The following is a 15,687-nucleotide window of genomic DNA, read 5'->3' as shown; positions in this document are numbered from 1 at the left end:
TGATGACCATTGTTTCACCTATGGATTTCATCATCATAGCTTTCGCCTTAGATGGTTTATCCTAGTCGTTGAACCTTCTCCACTCTTTCGAGACAGGAGCTTGGCTGCTGATTGCCCAATCTTTTCTTTTTTCATACATTCACGCTTACCATTTCTAGTTACGTTTTAGTAAGAAAAGCTCTGAGGGTTTTCCAGCAATTCACCCGATAATGATCTCTAGCCGTTACCAGCTAGGACGACTGTGCTTGTCACTGCAATTTATGCAGTTAAAGCATAATCAACGTCACGGATACGAGATTCCGCAGCTGTTAGGTTTTCAGAAGAAGTTCCTAAGTTGTTAATTGTGTGCTCTAAGCGATTTTGGAATGCTCCTAATTTAGAACGTTCACTTGATACATTTGTAATTGCATCGTTAATTGACGTAATTGCTGTTTCAGCACCACCTTGTGATGTTACGTCAATGTTTGCAATTCCTAAGCTTGTTGTATCCATTTTATTAACATCGACACTCATTGTTTGGTTTTGATTTGCACCAATATGCATAGATAAAGCATTGTTTGTAGTCACTACATCAGTGTTTCCAGTATCTAATGCAGTGTCAACAGTCATTTTGAAATTTAAACCACCAGCTTCAAAATCAGAAGTTGTAATCTTTTGGGCAGCAGTACTAGAAAAAGTTGTTCCCCCAGCCGCATTTGTAATTGCTAAATCTCCAGCCGTTGCATAAGTTGCATTCAAATTGAATGACATTGTACCCGCTTGTGCAGTTCCAGCTGCCACACCAGCTAAAGTAAACTTAGTTGTTGTTCCATCTGGAGCAGTTCCTGTTAATGCTCCACCCGCAGTTGCATCTAACGCTGAAGCACTTGCTACAACTACACCATCTTTATTTTTCAAAGTAACATCAAATGTATCTGCAGTACCAGTAGACTTTGTTTCAAGAGTATAGTCACCCAATTCTAGACCAACAATGTTAGTAGCAGTCATAGTGAAATCTGTATCAGCAAAACCAGTTGTATTAGTTTTAATATCTGCACCAATTGTTGCAGCAGTAGTACCTGTTACAGTATAGGTATCAGCTGCTAGATTAGCATCAGCTACCTGAACTGGTTTCAATGTAAGCGTACCAGCCGCACTAACGTTCGCATTATTGCCTACACTACCATTTAAAAGTTTTTTAGTGTTAAATTCAGTATCATTAGAGATACGATTAACTTCATCTTTTAACTGACTAATTTCCTTTTGCATTTCCTTTCGGTCAGCATCAGTGTTTGTATCGTTTGAAGATTGAACGGCTAATTCACGCATACGTTGAAGGATATCGTGTGTTTCGTTTAATGCACCTTCAGCTGTTTGGATAAGTGAAATACCGTCTTGAGCATTTTTGGATGATTGATCTAAACCACGGATTTGTCCACGCATTTTTTCAGAGATTGCTAAACCAGCTGCATCATCACCAGCACGATTAATACGAAGACCAGATGATAATTTCTCCATTGATTTAGATTGTCCTGCAGAAGCACTTGATAACTGACGATACGTGTTCAACGCCGCAATATTATGATTAATTCTCATTCTATTTTTCCTCCTTGAAGTTGGTGTTCACTTCCTTGTGAACAAGTTTTTAATTGGATCGAGGAAGGTCGGCCGCCCTTCCTGTCTCTATTTTATTTATCGTCTATACCATAGAATGTTTAATAGTTTTTTTATTTTTTTGCGATATTTTTTAGAAATGGCAAAATAGTAGATATATCTTGTGACGCTTGCTGGTTTTCTTCTAGTGTTTGGTCATATATTTCTTTACGAAGAATTTGTATATCTTTGGGAGCCTGTATCCCGATTTTCACTTGCTCCCCTTTATTGGCAATAATCGTAATTTCAATATCATCACCTATTTTTATGACCTCTCCTTGTTTTCTTGTTAGTACAAGCATACTATCACCCCTTTGAGCCGACTGGCATTTTATTTGTAAAAATAGGGTGTTTCGTTTCATAATTTGAATTGTTTAAGATTACTTGCATGGCGTGTTTATTTTTTATATTAATAATCACAGGAGCCTGGAAATTTGCAGTAGTTTTTTCAAATGGATCTTGAACTGTTAAGATACTGTATACAGCTAAATCTTTTTCATCCTTAATTTCCAAAGCTTCTATCACATAATTTTCTATTTCAATATCATAGGTTGGTTCAAAAGAAAAAGGATTGGCAATTACAAATGCCAATGTTGTTGTTTGGATAGATTGCATAGCCGCAAATTCCCCATCATCTGAAAGGGGCAAAATAATAAACTGCTTTTCATCTGGAAAACCAGGAATTCCTTTTTTAAATGAAAGTATTTCTTCCTGATTTATTTCTACTTCTCCATGGTATTTCGTTTGGATGTGCATTCCATCATTCCTTTAAATAGATTGTTCGTAATTAGTTCCTACATATTTTAGATTATCAAAGTCTATTGTTAATGAAGGATATTGTTTTAAGCTGATATTTACTTCACCTGGACGATAAGTGAAGATTGGTTTATTTATAGTTGTTTCGATGGTGGGAGCGTGCGTCTTCCAATTTATCTCCACATTACCAGGATCGTAACCAACCTTGACACTTCCTGCCGATGGAATCCAAGCCAATCCAAACTGTTTTGGTGGCCCTTCACTGTTTCTTTTTGCCTGTGTCTTAATCGGGTTTCCACCATTTTCAATCCGCATTAATTCGTCTCCATCTTGAATACGGCGGGCGATTCCTTCCAGCAAAGCTTGTTTCCCCAATTGTGCCGCTTCTTCTTTTCTTACTCGGATGCTTTTTAAATCGACATCTTCTCTTGCTTTTGTTTGGTCAATCGTCAGTTTTGAAGGTGTTCTTTCTATATTCATTTCTGCTGCTGGCTGTTCTATCGATAAATCGGCTTTGGGCTGCTCGATCTCCATTGTTCCAGGTCTTGTCGTTATTTCAATTTGTCCAAAGGTAGATTGCAATCGTATTTGAGGAAACATAGACTCCCTCCTTTCCTAAAATAAAAGGCCGGACTTCAACTTATTGAAATCAGACCTCTTAATTTTATCGTAAAAAATCCATTAAACTTGTTTGCATTATCCTTGCACCAACACTTAGTGCAGCACGATGAACACTTTCCTGTACCGTTAAATCAGTAATTGCCTGCTCCATCTCTACATCTTCATTATCAGAAAGAATTTTCGATGCTACGACTTGCTGCTGATCGATTCGGGATTCGACCATTTCCAAACGATTATAACGGGCGCCAAGCTCTGATCTTTCACCATTAATCGAATCCAATGATTTATCCAAGTCTCCCAGGAACGAATCTAATTGTGAAGTGTCACCACTTTCCAAACTCGACTGAATTCCTTGTAGTGTATTGAATAAATCCTGACTAAACACAGTTCCAGGGCTAATATTTGCTTTTAGTGAAACTCCTCTGGAAACCTCTACGCTGTAGCTATTAATAGCTGGATCCATAATATTTGCCGCAACGGTAGGTGGATCTCCATCTGTTACAGGCGGATTCGAAACATCCGTCCCATGAAAAATATATCGTCCATTTACCTGCGTATTTGCAACCGTTACAATATCTTTTTTGATTTGTTCAATTTCTTTTGCAATTGCTTGTTTGTCTTCCGGTGTATTTGTATCATTTTTTGCTTGTAGCGTAAGCTCTCTTACCCTTTGCAGGTTGTCATTTGTCTGTTCGACACCAGCCTCTGAGTTGTCCATCCATACATACAGCTCGGAAAGATTGCGTTTATATTGATCAATTTCCGTTAACCCGGTGCGGTAGTACATTCCTTTCATTGCGACAACTGGATCATCCGAAGGTTTTGTGATTTTTTTTCCGGTCGAGATTTGGTCTTGGTATTTACCCATTTTTTCGTAGCCGTTGCTGATATTGCGCAAAGAATTTGCCGACAGCATTGATTGTGTAATTCTCATTTTTTATTCACCTATCTTCCTCCAACGCCCATACCGATGATTTTTTCCAACAGCTCATCTTGAATGGTAATCATTCTGGCAGCGGCATTGTATGCTTGCTGAAATTGAATCATATTCGTCATTTCCTCATCTAATGAAACAGAGCTTGTCGACAATCGCTTATCATCTACTGCTTGCTTTAAAGTAGTGGAGTTGGACGTCATTCGATTTGCTTCCTGCGCATCGATTGCCATTGCACCGATTACCCCTTCAAAATAGTTTTTGAAATTGGAGGTTTGCGGGTTGCTTGCATCTCCGCGGTAATCATAGTTTTGGTTGATCACATCAGCCAGTTTTAAAGCAACGGTTGAATCTCCAATTGCTGCATTCGTTGGATCTGTTCCATCTGCCGCAGCAATATTATCTAAACTATTATAAATATCCTGGGCAACCCCAATTCTGCCGGCAAAGCCTGTCCGGTTAGAAATAGAAGTGTTTTCCGTATCTGCAAAGAAATTGATTGAATCATTTTGCTTACTTTTTATTTCATTTGGACTCATTCCATCGCTATGGATTTTATTAAACTCTATTGCAAAGGTATACGCTAAATTATCAAGCTCTGAAAGCATATCGGCATATAGTCCTTTTGCTTTGCCATCTGTTCCTTCATATCCATAGGCCTCTACTAAACTTTTTAATTTTCCGCTTGAGTTAAAATCAGTAAATTTTATATCAGTGTTATCTACCGTAATGGAAGATACTGTATTATTTACGCCATTATAATTGAGTTTCAGTTCATTATAGCCTGTCTCTGTTACCAGCTTTGCCTGATCTGCACCTGTATCGCTGATTAGAGAAATAACGGCTTTTCCTTCTGCCATAGCACTTGCATTTCCACCTGGCTTCACATAATCAACCTTCACGGATACTAAGCTGGACAACTGATCAATGAGACGATCTCTTTCATCATAAAGATCATTCGGTAAGTAGCCATGTGGCTCCACGCTGCCGATTTGATCATTCACGCTTGAAATTTGATTTAGAAGGGAATTAACTTCTTTTTCTGCTACTCCCACTTCTGTTTTCATATTATTTTTTTCAGCTGTTAGTGTATCGCTTAAATAATTAAACGTTTCTGCAACAGCGATTCCTCTTTGGCGCACTACCGAACGAGCTCCAGTATTTCGTGGATCAACCGCTAAATCCTGCAAGGACTGCCAAAACTGATCCATTGTGTTCGCCAATCCAGAATCAGAAGGTTCGTTCATGACCTGCTCCATTTTCGAAAGGGCATCGGAACGAGCTTCCCAGTATCCTAGTTTGCTTGATTGGCCGCGGTACTGATCGTCTAAAAAGCTTTCTCTTACCCTTTGTACAGAACCTGCTTTAACACCAGTTCCCATTTGACCTGGGATTTGTGGACGGTTCATGCCCGGAGCAGGATACGGACTTTCTTCTTCAAAGTTCACTCGCTGGCGAGTGTAGCCAAGTGTGTTGGCATTGGCAATATTATGACCTGTTGTATATAATGCGCTTTGTTGTGTATTTAACGCACGGCGGGCTGTTTCTAAGCCCATAAATGTGGAACCCATCTATAGTACCTCCTTTATTTGAGTTGAATAAGCATCGGAGCTGAGTCTTATTTATATAAATGCTGTGTTATAGCTAATTGTTTATCCCACTCTTAACGGGCAGTAAAACCCCCACTGACGGAAGATTCACTTTATATGTACATCTGTTAATTGGAGCGGAATACGAACGCCTCTCGCTGCAATCAACAGACAAGTTTATATTGTATTATTCGTATACAATTGGTGTAAGGAGTTTGAAGACGCTCATCCTATTGGTTTGGAGAGGCGTCCGCTCGACTCCTATGGGAATTGCGAGACAGGCGAGACCCCACAGGAGCGTCTGCGACGAGGAGGCTCGGCGCTCGCCCCATGGAAAGCGAGCGGTAAGCCTCGGAAAACCTAACGCTTACCCTTACTTTTTTTGTGAAAAACAACAAATTTTGAGAAAACAGCTTAAGAAAAAATGAACGATTGTGCATTTTATAAAAATCTATATTTTCCCTATCATTTATTATGCTTCCGAATTAAATAAACGGGGAGTTTCTTTCTGATTTGTTTTCGCTGCTGGATTCGAATAATTATACGCTCGTTTTGTTGGTCTTAATAAACTAAGGGTAACATTTAACATCTGCATCGATTGGTAAATTAACTGCTGATTTAGATGGTTTACGTCCTTCAGTTTGATTAATATCGCTTCCAGCTTGCTTTTTGCTTCCGTTACGCGTATTTGTTCTGAAACAGTTAATAATGGAAGAATGTCTTGAAGCTTTGGCTCCGCTGCTGCTGGCAGCAACCCCTTCACCGCTTCGATTCTTTTTGCTTCCAACTTATCGATCACTACTAAAAAATGCTGCTCATCCTTCATTATCTCCTTGAGGGATTCCATGTCCCCTTTTTTCAGTATTTCTGTTTTCTGTTCTGCCCGCTCATATAAATTCCGATGCAGCGTTTCTAATTGTTCCAATGAATGGATTAATTGCTCGTTCAACACTGAATCCCTCCTTTCGATTTGAAGTGATTATTTTTTAGAATAAAAGTTTAAGATGCTTTTGGCGATTTCCTGCGGGTTTATTTCATAGTTGCCGCTTTGCACTTGCTTTTTTAATGCCTCTACTTTTTCCGTGCGTTCAGGGGATCCCTGTGAAACCTGCTGCAATTCTTTTGCCGCTGCGGAGATTTCTACTTTATCGGTTCCTTGGCTTGCAGCTTTATTTGTTTGATCCATTTTATTAATTTGTTTTTTATAGGGGTTAATGCCCTGTGTTCCATAATTATTAATTTTCAATTTGAATACCTCGCTTTCTTTCCGTACAAATGATCATACTTCTAGTATCGGATGATTAGCGTTTTCTTTAATCATTTCCTTCTGATTTTCTTAAAATCCGTCAAATTAACTAAATATATACAGAGTAACCAAGAGGATTTTCCTATGAAAAGTTGAGGTTTTTGTTGTGGAGAGTAGATAAGAAAAGCGCAAGCGCCCTTGCTCATCGACGGAATAAGCTGGACTGAATCGAGTGAGATAAAGGAAACACGAAGAGCGCAAGCGATTCGATGTTGACTTATCGTAGACGAGGTGAGGGAAGCGTTGAAGTCGATAGGGCGCTGGAGCTAGACACCCGTCAGACTTCTGAAAACTTATACTTTCTTATCTCTTAAACAAGAGGGAAAAAATCCCCCCTTATTATTTTTCCGAAAAATACGTTCTTTGTCTTCTAGTTAATTCCTGCTTCCGCTCTTCTTCTGCTTCCAAGCTTTTTAGCCCTTTTTGGAGTTCACCTAAACAGCTGGAGCATAATTTTCCTTCTCTAATTTCTGTGCCGCATTTCGCACATGGGTAGCCTAGATTTGGAAATTGGGCCAGTTTGATTCTGCCTTTTTTGATAAATTTATAAATAAGGGATCGTTCGACACCTGTTGCTTCCACCACTTCATCCATTTGAGCTGTTCGATTTTGTTTTTTGCGAATAAATTGTGATACTGTTTCATAATCTCCTTCTTCTTGTTTCCAGCATTTTTGGCAAATATCTCTTAGATTATTCACCACATATAAATCGCCGCATTTTGGGCAATTAGCCAATTTAGCCATTACCGCATTCCCCGCTTTCCATCTGTTTTACCGTGCAATCGTAAAGGAATCGACAGATTTTGCGCCTGCCTCCTTTAACACCTTTGCCACCCTGCGTAAGGTTGCTCCTGTAGTATATATATCGTCCACTAAAAGAATATTTTGAGCATTTATTACATCACTATCCACCGCTTTAAAGGTCGGCACATTCTCCAGCCGTTCGTCCCTTGATTTTTTCGATTGTTTTTCACTGTGTACTCTTTCCAGACAGTCCACCGCTTTCAGTCCTGCACATGTAATCAACGCTTCTGCCTGATTAAAGCCTCTTTCATATAATCGAACGTCACTAAGGGGAATTGGAACAACCACTTTCTTTGTAAATACTTCTTTTGGGAAAAACAATGAAAATGCGCCGGCTATTTCGTAATCGCCTCGATATTTAAAACGAGCAATCGTTTCTTTTATAAAATCGTTGTATAAAAACAGAGAGGTGTTTTGATCTAAAACGCCTTTCCATGCTGGATCTTGCTCCCACCTCAAACAATCATGGCATGTCCCTTCTTTTATAAAAGCATCAGCCAATGCTTCAAGGGGACGGCTGCATTTTTTACAGCGTTCTCCTTCTATTAAAGCTAATTTATTTCGGCAATCATCACATAAATAATAGGAAGGTTCTTTTGATAAAAAATAAGTCCAGTTAAAAACGGGTGTAACTTCTGCTAAACAAATCACACAATGCATCGTATCCTTCCTTTCATAAAAGCATTCCTTTTTCTTTTGCTTCTTTATTGCTTTGCAAAATTTGATTTCTCGCAGCGACCATGCTGTTTGTTTTTCCGTAATGGAAAAAAGTAATATCTCCACTTGGATAGTCTTTTTTTCTGCCGACTCGACCTGCGATCTGCACAAGGGCGCTTTCGGTGAAAATTTGATTTTCTGCCCCAATGACTGCCACATCAATATTGGAAAAAGTAACCCCACGTTCCAAAATAGTCGTGGTAATTAGCAAATCTAATTTTTTTTTTCGCATTTTTTGCACCTTTTCTTTTCTCTGCGGATCTTCTGCATGAACCGTTTCTATTTTGGTGGTTAGTTGTTCAAAAACGTATTTTACGTTTTTCATGTACGCAATCTTCGGAATAAAAAGCAACACTTGTTTATTGGAATGAAGGCGTCTTTCTACCCACTCTACAATAACTTTCGGAATTCTTCCCTTCTTCAACTGCTTCTCCCAGTTTCCACACCAAAGGAATTCTGGTACGGGAAGGGGATGCTGATGAAAGCGTGCTGGAATGGTCACATAGTTTATTTTGTTTTGCTGGCATTTTTTCTTCCAGCTTGCATCCGGGGTGGCGGTTAAATAAATCATGGCGGAAGCTGGTTTTCTGGCGTGGTGTACCGCAAATTGCAGGGCGTGGTCTACCGAATAGGGAAATGCATCCATTTCATCCAAAATCACAAGATCAAACGCCTGTTTAAAGCGGAAAAGCTGGTGGGTTGTGCTGATTGTGAGGGGACTGTAAAGATGGCGGTCTTCACTGCCGCCGTATACGGGCAGGACAGTAATGCTAGGGAAAACTTCCTGCAGCCGGGGCGCTAATTCCAGCACTACATCGGTTCTTGGGGTTGCGATGCAAACTCGTTTGTTTTGCTGGAGGGATTTTTCGATGCCTTTAAAAAGCACTTCTGTTTTTCCTGCGCCGCATACAGCCCAAATCAGCAGCTCGGATTGTTCGTCTATCATTTGTTCTAGTTTATCGGATGCCTTTTGCTGTCCTGGAGAAAGTGTTCCTTCCCATTCCAGGTTGGCAGAGGCGGTATCTTGTATAACAGCAGGACCAGTCCAACTGATCAGTGGGGTGCATTCACTGATTCGCCCCATCATGATACAATTCCGGCAATAGTGGCAAAGCTCCTCGCAGCGGGAGCAATGGAAGGAAGCAAAAAAATGTTTTTCCGTATTGCCGCAGCGATTGCAAAGATAAGAAGATTTATACTTTTCGATGCCTTTATTGTAAGCACAATACCCTTGAAGATAATGTTGCTGTATTTCTTCTATTGTAAAGGGGAGCTCATCGAGTAATAAGTGCTTGCCTTGGAGGTGGGATTGGAGATTGGGGTTGAAAGAAAAATTCGGATTTATGGACTGCGGGGGCAGAGTGGGGATGTCGCTGATTCTGATGGAATTTTTCACAGCGGTTGTTGGTTGGAGTTTATTGTTGGTGGTGATGAATCGCATTTTTTAATGTCCTCCTAATAGGTTATTTAATGTTTTTACACAAAGGTAATATTCATTGTCTTTTCTTGTACCTTTATTTTCCAAATGAGTTTTAGACATCAATCTAGTAGCAAGGGCTGAAGAGTCTATTTGCAAAAAGTCTCTAACTTGCTGATTATTAATTGTTTTTCCTATTAAATAGGAATAGTCTTTCAAAGCATAAATAAAAGCTCTTTTATTTTTTGTTTGACACTTAGGGCAGTGCCAGTTTGCCTTTATCCATATTAAAGGAGCATATTTGCAGCTAGTACAGATAACCCCACTTATAATTTCTTCCTCTCCTATTTGAAATTTTTTTAATATAGAGGAGTCTAACGGCGTGTTTTGTTTGATTAACAGTTTTATTACTTTTTTTAATTCTTGTTCTGTTATGCTTTCTTGTTGAATAGAATTAGAAATTTTTTGTACTTTAAATGGAATATAATCTCGATGAATGATTTGTTTATTAATAGAGGGATCACTAGAATTTGTGCGGATTAATGAGGTGGGGTTGCTTATCACGATGATACTATATAAGGGAATAGTGATGTATTTACTTAACCATTTACTTAACTGTGTTTCTAATCTTTTCAATTGGATGAATGGATAAGGCAGTGCTGATTGTACTCCATCCTTCGTTCTTATTAATTGCTTAAATTCTGTATCAAAATATAATTCTCCCTGAATATTTTTCACTTCTAAAATTAGGGCGTACTTTTTAGACAGTATCAATGCATCAATTTGAAAATAGTTTTTGCCATCAAACAAGCGTAAATCATGTAGAATATAATACTCTTTTTCTGGCAAAAAGCTGAATGGAAAAGCCAATGATTTTTCACCTTGATAACCAGCTATCTTTAGCTGCAATTCTTTCTTAATTAAGGGAATTTTGGGATGAAAGGGAGGTATTCTTCCTAATAATGCTTCCATCTGGGGAATAGAAATAGGGGCTTCAAGTTTTTTTACAATCAATTTATCACATCCTATTATTTTTTCACTGCATATATTATAGATTTGCCTGTGATATTCCTTCTTTTTTTTGAGAAAATCTTTTTTTCTTCTTTTTTTGCGTTTTTATCTTTGTTTTTTTCAATTTATCTTCTTTTTTGGCGGCTTTATCTTTGTTTTTTTCCGATTTATCGATTTTTCGACTCCAAACACCAAAATTCGACACACACACTGACATCCACCCGCCCCTACAAAAAAAGAACCTGCACCTCAGCAGATCCCCCCTCTCATCAATCCAGCTTCTTCACCCATCCCAATGCCATCGCTCCTTCACCTAGATGTGTTCCGATGACTGCTCCAAAATAGCTGACGGTAAAATCGACATTGGGGAAAGCAGCAGCAAGTTCTTGTTTCCAATCTTCGGCTTCATCCTGGCGATTTGCATGGATAATGGCTGCCTGGTAGTTTTCACCCTTTGTTGCTTCAGCGAATAATTCAACGATACGTTTCATCGCGCGTTTTTTTGTTCTGATCTTTTCAAATGGAACGATTACTTTATCGGAGAAATGCAGAAGCGGCTTCACTTGTAAAAGGCTTCCGATTAACGCCTGTGCACTGGATAGTCGGCCGCCACGCTGTAGATGACTTAAATCGTCTACCATAAAATAGGCGTTGCTTGTCTGCTTCAATTCCTCGAGGATTGGCATGATTTCCGATGCCGTTTTCCCTTGTTGGGCAAGTTTTGCTGCTTCTATGGTAAAAAAGCCTTGAATCATACAGCTTATTTCACTATCAAATGCATATACCTTTATATCATCTACCATTTGGGCTGCAGAGACTGCTCCTTGGAACGTTCCACTGATGCCGCTTGATAAATGAATACTAATTACTTCATCATAATCTGCAGAAAGCTGTTCAAATAATTCTATAAATTTACCGATTGGCGGTTGGGAGGTTGTTGGAATATCTTTATTTTGCACTTCATGATAAAATTTCTCAGCGTCCAGATCCATTTCTTCCTCATAAATTTCATTTCCTAATACAACCATTAAAGGAATGATATGTATATCATATTGATCTCTTATTTCTTTCGGGATATATGCTGTACTATCTGTGACAATAGCTGTTTTCATTCCATGCATAACCTGCCTTATCTATTCTTATTTTATGTTTATTTTAACGAAAAATTATCAAGATTGCATGCTATTTTACTTTTTAACGATAGTATACTAAAAAAGATAGATGGGAAATAGGAATTATCGGGGGGAAGATAGCAATACAAGCACCATTAATTAGAATCCAGTGTCTGTAGTCTTTTAATATTTCTTTTATTAATTTCTTTCATTAAAATCTCAATAAATTCCTTTTCTAAATTTAAGGAAATAGCTAGTTGATATGCTTGCAATAACTCTGCGTTTGATAGATTTTTTATTCCACTCATATAACTCCCCCTATCCCCTTAGTTATAAATAGTTTTACTGAAAATACTGTATATTTCAAGAAATTCATAGGATTTTTTTACTATTATCGTCTAATTTATGTCAAATTAACAAATTCCCCATCTTATTCAAGCTGCAAATAGCATATTTTCCAAATATTTTTCAGTCTTTTTTGCATCCTTAATCACAAAAGCCCCACTCGCAAGTCCAGTCCTTTAAAAAACAAAAAAGCATCCCCGCAAAGGGACACTTCTTTTATCGAACCTCTACCCAGCCGTTTTTAATCGCAACAACAACAGCCTGTGTACGGTCATTCACATTCATTTTTTGCAAAATATTGCTGACATGGTTTTTTACTGTTTTTTCACTAATAAATAAAGCTTCACCAATTCCTCTATTGCTTTTTCCGTCAGCAAGAAGCTGCAATACTTCACATTCACGGCGCGTCAATAAATGAAGCGGCCTTCTAATTTCAACTGTTTGCACATAATGATCCTGAGATCCTGATTCTTCCAATGCTAAACGACGATATTCATTTACCAAATTATGGGTTACTTTCGGATGCAAATAAGACCCTCCGTCTGCAACTACTTTTACCGCTTCCACTAATGCATCCGCATCCATTTCCTTTAATAAATAACCGCTGGCGCCAGTTTTTAATGCATGCGTCACATAATTTTCATCATCATGAATAGATAAGATAATTACTTTTGTTTCTGGAAATTTTTCTAAAAGCAGTTTAGTTGCTTCTACCCCATTTGTTGTAGGCATATTAATGTCCATGATTGTTACATCTGGCTGATATTTTTCCACAAGCTCGACTGCTTGTGTTCCATCAGATCCTTCTGCAACCACTTCAAAACTTGATTCAAAATCTAATATACGTTTTACTCCTTCTCTGAACAATTGATGATCATCTATAATAACAATTTTTGTAGACAATTGTTTCGCCTCCCCTTATTTCTCTTTTCTTTAGTTTTGTATGGGAACATTTATCATCACGATTGTTCCTTTACCTTCCTTTGTATCAATCGTTATTTCACCTTTAAGAAGTTGTACTCTTTCTTTCATTCCTATCAGTCCAAAAGATTCTGGCTTTTTATCTTCTTTATTGAATCCTTTTCCATCATCTTTAATCATAACAATTACCTGTCCTCTTAGCATTTCTAATCGAACCGTAATAACTTTTGCTTCCGCATGTTTTAATGCATTTTGAACAGATTCTTGTACAAGACGGAACAATGCTACTTCATATTTGCTTGGCAGCCTTGCTTCGGTCCCAATATTAGAAAAAATAATTTGTGTAGATTGATGATACTCTTCTATTGTTTTTAAATATTTATTTAAAGTAGGAACTAGTCCTAAATCATCAAGGGCCATCGGACGAAGATCATAAATAATTCGTCGCACCTCATATAAAGCGCTGCGAACCATCATTTTAAGATCTTTTATTTCTCGAAAAGCCTCATCAGCTCCATGTTCCTTATATATTCTTTCCACTAAGTCAGAACGCATCATCACATTTGCCATCATTTGAGCTGGTCCATCATGAATTTCTCTTGAAAGACGTTTCCTTTCTTCCTCTTGAGCTCCAATGATTTTCAAACCGAAATCTTGTTTTTGGTTAGCATCCTCCAACACTTCTCCAACCTGCTTTAAATCACTTAAATCACTGATTAAATAATTCATGACAACTGCAATTTGGGTTACAAGATGGTCTGCTCGATCAATTGTTTCGTTTAGGCCGACTAATCGTCGCTCTATATCATCCCTTCTGTCCCGATACTGCTTCTCAAGATGACGATTCATGCCTAGTTCCATCTGGAGAGTATGAGCTTTTTCATAAGCTTCGCGCACTTCTATTTCGGTATATTCATTAAAATGTTTACTTACTTCTGATAATCTTTTTCGAGCAAAACGAGTTTGTATCTCCAGTTTGTCTCCTTGATCTATCGTCTGCAGCACTAGTGTTTTTATTTCTTTCAGCTCTTCTGTTAAAGTCTCATAATCTTGTCGACATTGTTCTCCAATTCGAAAGATTTCATCCTTGCTAGAGCCAACTGTTTCGACCATTTTCTCTAAAATAAAATCCAGCGTTTTTGTGTCAAATTTCTTTATATGCATATATAATTCCTCCAAAAGGTTGAAAAACCTTCCTGTATCAACTTTATTTTAGCGTGAAAGAAAAAAATATATATAATTGATTGAAAAAATCGCCAAAAATAAAACTATCTTCTTATATATTTTCCATTATAATTAATACTTATATCCTGTTTTTTATTTTATTTAATAAAATAATAATGCCATAAGGCTTGTTCATCAAAAAACTACAAGGAAAGATTACACACATTCTTTTATTCATTTTTTCTATATGCCAGAAATTTTACTAGCTAGAAGCAGGAGAGTTCAAGGTATAAGCCCACCCTATTCTAAACGCTTTCTTTTATTTGGAAATTCCACTTTATTTTGTAAAGAAAAAGAGGACTTTTCGGGCATGGAGTTTTACTTATTATAACACGTGATATCTTTATTAATATTAAGATTTCATTACAAACACTTCAATAATTGAAGAATACTGATTGTCGAATTATAATGAAATAAGACTGCAAAGTGAAATTTCTGACAAAATTTTTTTTATATAACTATAGTCTTATTTTTATATCTTACTATTCTTTTAAATTCAATACCATTTCATACCTGTCATACGGAAAGGAGCGATTTTTGATGCTTCCTTGCTATCATACTGTAAAAGGATACGGCGAACAGGAACTGATTATTCAAAAGTCACGTTTTATTGCACATATCCAAAGGGTCGAAACAGAAGAAAAAGCACAGGAATTTATTCAAGAAATAAAAAAAAAGCATAAAGATGCTACACATAATTGTTCTGCTTATTTAATCGGCGAGCATGATCTAATTCAAAAAGCCAATGATGATGGAGAACCTAGCGGAACAGCCGGTGTACCCATTCTGGAAGTATTAAAGAAAAAAAAGCTAAAAGATACTGCTGTTGTTGTAACCCGCTACTTTGGCGGCATTAAATTAGGCGCCGGTGGCTTAATCCGTGCATATGGAAAAGCAACTTCAGAGGGGATAGGAGCTACAGGTGTTGTAGAAAGAAAGTTAGTTAAGGTAATTGGTACAAGCATTGATTATACTTTCCTAGGAAAAGTCGAAAATGAATTAAGATCTTCTTCTTATCAAATAAAGGATATGCATTACCTGGATGCTGTAGAAATCGAAACATATATTGAGCTGGAAAACATGCAGAATTTTAAAGAATGGATAATTGATTTAACAAATGGCCAAGGAATCATAACGGAAAAAGAGGAAGTGTATTTAGAGACATTATTGTGATATTTTTACATTTTTTTCAATATGTGCTTAGTCTTGAAACAAAACACTAATTTACGAATGGACTATGGAAGAGTAGAATTTACATAGTGACTAATTTCGACAAAAATCTATTTTAAGGGAGATAC

Annotated in this window: 19 protein-coding genes; 2 read left to right on the top strand and 17 right to left on the bottom strand. The window is 37.6% G+C overall.

The features are described 5' to 3' along the window. Positions 1 to 258: 258 nt before the first annotated feature. The 11 genes from ACTYBU_RS05875 to ACTYBU_RS05825 form a co-directional block, all read right to left on the bottom strand. On the bottom strand, positions 259 to 1,575 hold the full coding sequence (locus tag ACTYBU_RS05875) for a flagellin N-terminal helical domain-containing protein (protein WP_445487938.1): 1,317 nt from the start codon (positions 1,573 to 1,575) through the stop codon (positions 259 to 261). Positions 1,576 to 1,706: 131 nt separating this feature from the next. Beyond that, positions 1,707 to 1,934 carry a carbon storage regulator CsrA gene (gene csrA, locus ACTYBU_RS05870; protein WP_445487936.1) on the bottom strand — a complete coding sequence of 76 codons (228 nt, stop codon included), beginning with the start codon at positions 1,932 to 1,934 and terminating at the stop codon, positions 1,707 to 1,709. Positions 1,935 to 1,938: 4 nt separating this feature from the next. Further along, a complete protein-coding gene (gene fliW, locus ACTYBU_RS05865; protein WP_445487935.1) occupies positions 1,939 to 2,388 on the bottom strand; it encodes a flagellar assembly protein FliW in 450 nt (149 codons plus the stop codon). Between the two features lie 12 nt (positions 2,389 to 2,400). After that, entirely contained in the window at positions 2,401 to 2,988 is a 588-nt protein-coding gene (locus tag ACTYBU_RS05860) for a DUF6470 family protein (protein ID WP_445487933.1), read from the bottom strand. Positions 2,989 to 3,052: 64 nt separating this feature from the next. After that, a complete protein-coding gene (flgL, locus tag ACTYBU_RS05855) occupies positions 3,053 to 3,943 on the bottom strand; it encodes a flagellar hook-associated protein FlgL (RefSeq protein WP_445487932.1) in 891 nt (296 codons plus the stop codon). Positions 3,944 to 3,954: 11 nt separating this feature from the next. Continuing rightward, positions 3,955 to 5,514: a flagellar hook-associated protein FlgK gene (flgK, locus tag ACTYBU_RS05850; RefSeq protein WP_445487930.1), complete on the bottom strand. Its 1,560-nt coding sequence runs from the start codon at positions 5,512 to 5,514 to the stop codon at positions 3,955 to 3,957. Positions 5,515 to 6,004: 490 nt separating this feature from the next. Then, positions 6,005 to 6,481 (bottom strand): flagellar protein FlgN, encoded by a 477-nt coding sequence (locus tag ACTYBU_RS05845; RefSeq protein WP_445487928.1) that lies wholly within the window; start codon positions 6,479 to 6,481, stop codon positions 6,005 to 6,007. 30 nt (positions 6,482 to 6,511) lie between these two features. Beyond that, positions 6,512 to 6,778: a flagellar biosynthesis anti-sigma factor FlgM gene (flgM, locus tag ACTYBU_RS05840; protein WP_445487927.1), complete on the bottom strand. Its 267-nt coding sequence runs from the start codon at positions 6,776 to 6,778 to the stop codon at positions 6,512 to 6,514. Positions 6,779 to 7,177: 399 nt separating this feature from the next. Continuing rightward, entirely contained in the window at positions 7,178 to 7,582 is a 405-nt protein-coding gene (locus ACTYBU_RS05835; protein WP_445487925.1) for a TIGR03826 family flagellar region protein, read from the bottom strand. 27 nt (positions 7,583 to 7,609) lie between these two features. Continuing rightward, entirely contained in the window at positions 7,610 to 8,302 is a 693-nt protein-coding gene (locus tag ACTYBU_RS05830) for a ComF family protein (protein WP_445487924.1), read from the bottom strand. Positions 8,303 to 8,315: 13 nt separating this feature from the next. Continuing rightward, a complete protein-coding gene (locus ACTYBU_RS05825) occupies positions 8,316 to 9,446 on the bottom strand; it encodes a DEAD/DEAH box helicase (RefSeq protein ID WP_445487923.1) in 1,131 nt (376 codons plus the stop codon). Between the two features lie 229 nt (positions 9,447 to 9,675). On the opposite strand from ACTYBU_RS05825, the gene ACTYBU_RS05820 reads away from it, so the two are divergent. Then, the gene (locus tag ACTYBU_RS05820; RefSeq protein WP_445487921.1) at positions 9,676 to 9,807 is read left to right on the top strand and encodes a hypothetical protein; all 132 of its coding nucleotides are present in this window, start codon (positions 9,676 to 9,678) and stop codon (positions 9,805 to 9,807) included. On the opposite strand, the gene ACTYBU_RS05815 is transcribed toward ACTYBU_RS05820, so the two are convergent. From ACTYBU_RS05815 to ACTYBU_RS05790, 6 genes are all read right to left on the bottom strand, one after another. Then, complete coding sequence (locus tag ACTYBU_RS05815) at positions 9,804 to 10,790, bottom strand: nuclease-related domain-containing protein (protein ID WP_445487919.1); 987 nt, start codon at positions 10,788 to 10,790, stop codon at positions 9,804 to 9,806. The two genes, ACTYBU_RS05820 and ACTYBU_RS05815, sit on opposite strands and share 4 nt — an antisense overlap. Before the next feature lie 34 nt (positions 10,791 to 10,824). Then, positions 10,825 to 11,004: a hypothetical protein gene (locus ACTYBU_RS05810; RefSeq protein WP_445487917.1), complete on the bottom strand. Its 180-nt coding sequence runs from the start codon at positions 11,002 to 11,004 to the stop codon at positions 10,825 to 10,827. Between the two features lie 52 nt (positions 11,005 to 11,056). Beyond that, positions 11,057 to 11,899 (bottom strand): DegV family protein, encoded by an 843-nt coding sequence (locus ACTYBU_RS05805; protein WP_445487915.1) that lies wholly within the window; start codon positions 11,897 to 11,899, stop codon positions 11,057 to 11,059. A 155-nt stretch (positions 11,900 to 12,054) separates the two neighbouring features. After that, positions 12,055 to 12,207: a sporulation histidine kinase inhibitor Sda gene (gene sda, locus ACTYBU_RS05800; RefSeq protein ID WP_445487913.1), complete on the bottom strand. Its 153-nt coding sequence runs from the start codon at positions 12,205 to 12,207 to the stop codon at positions 12,055 to 12,057. 253 nt (positions 12,208 to 12,460) lie between these two features. After that, on the bottom strand, positions 12,461 to 13,147 hold the full coding sequence (locus ACTYBU_RS05795) for a response regulator (RefSeq protein ID WP_445487911.1): 687 nt from the start codon (positions 13,145 to 13,147) through the stop codon (positions 12,461 to 12,463). Between the two features lie 30 nt (positions 13,148 to 13,177). Next, complete coding sequence (locus ACTYBU_RS05790; RefSeq protein WP_445487910.1) at positions 13,178 to 14,329, bottom strand: sensor histidine kinase; 1,152 nt, start codon at positions 14,327 to 14,329, stop codon at positions 13,178 to 13,180. A 600-nt stretch (positions 14,330 to 14,929) separates the two neighbouring features. Here ACTYBU_RS05790 and ACTYBU_RS05785 point away from each other — a divergent pair. Then, the gene (locus ACTYBU_RS05785) at positions 14,930 to 15,562 is read left to right on the top strand and encodes a YigZ family protein (RefSeq protein ID WP_445487908.1); all 633 of its coding nucleotides are present in this window, start codon (positions 14,930 to 14,932) and stop codon (positions 15,560 to 15,562) included. Positions 15,563 to 15,687: the final 125 nt, after the last annotated feature.

This window comes from Niallia sp. 03133 (assembly GCF_052663225.1).
This window is presented reverse-complemented; position numbering and strand designations above follow the sequence as displayed.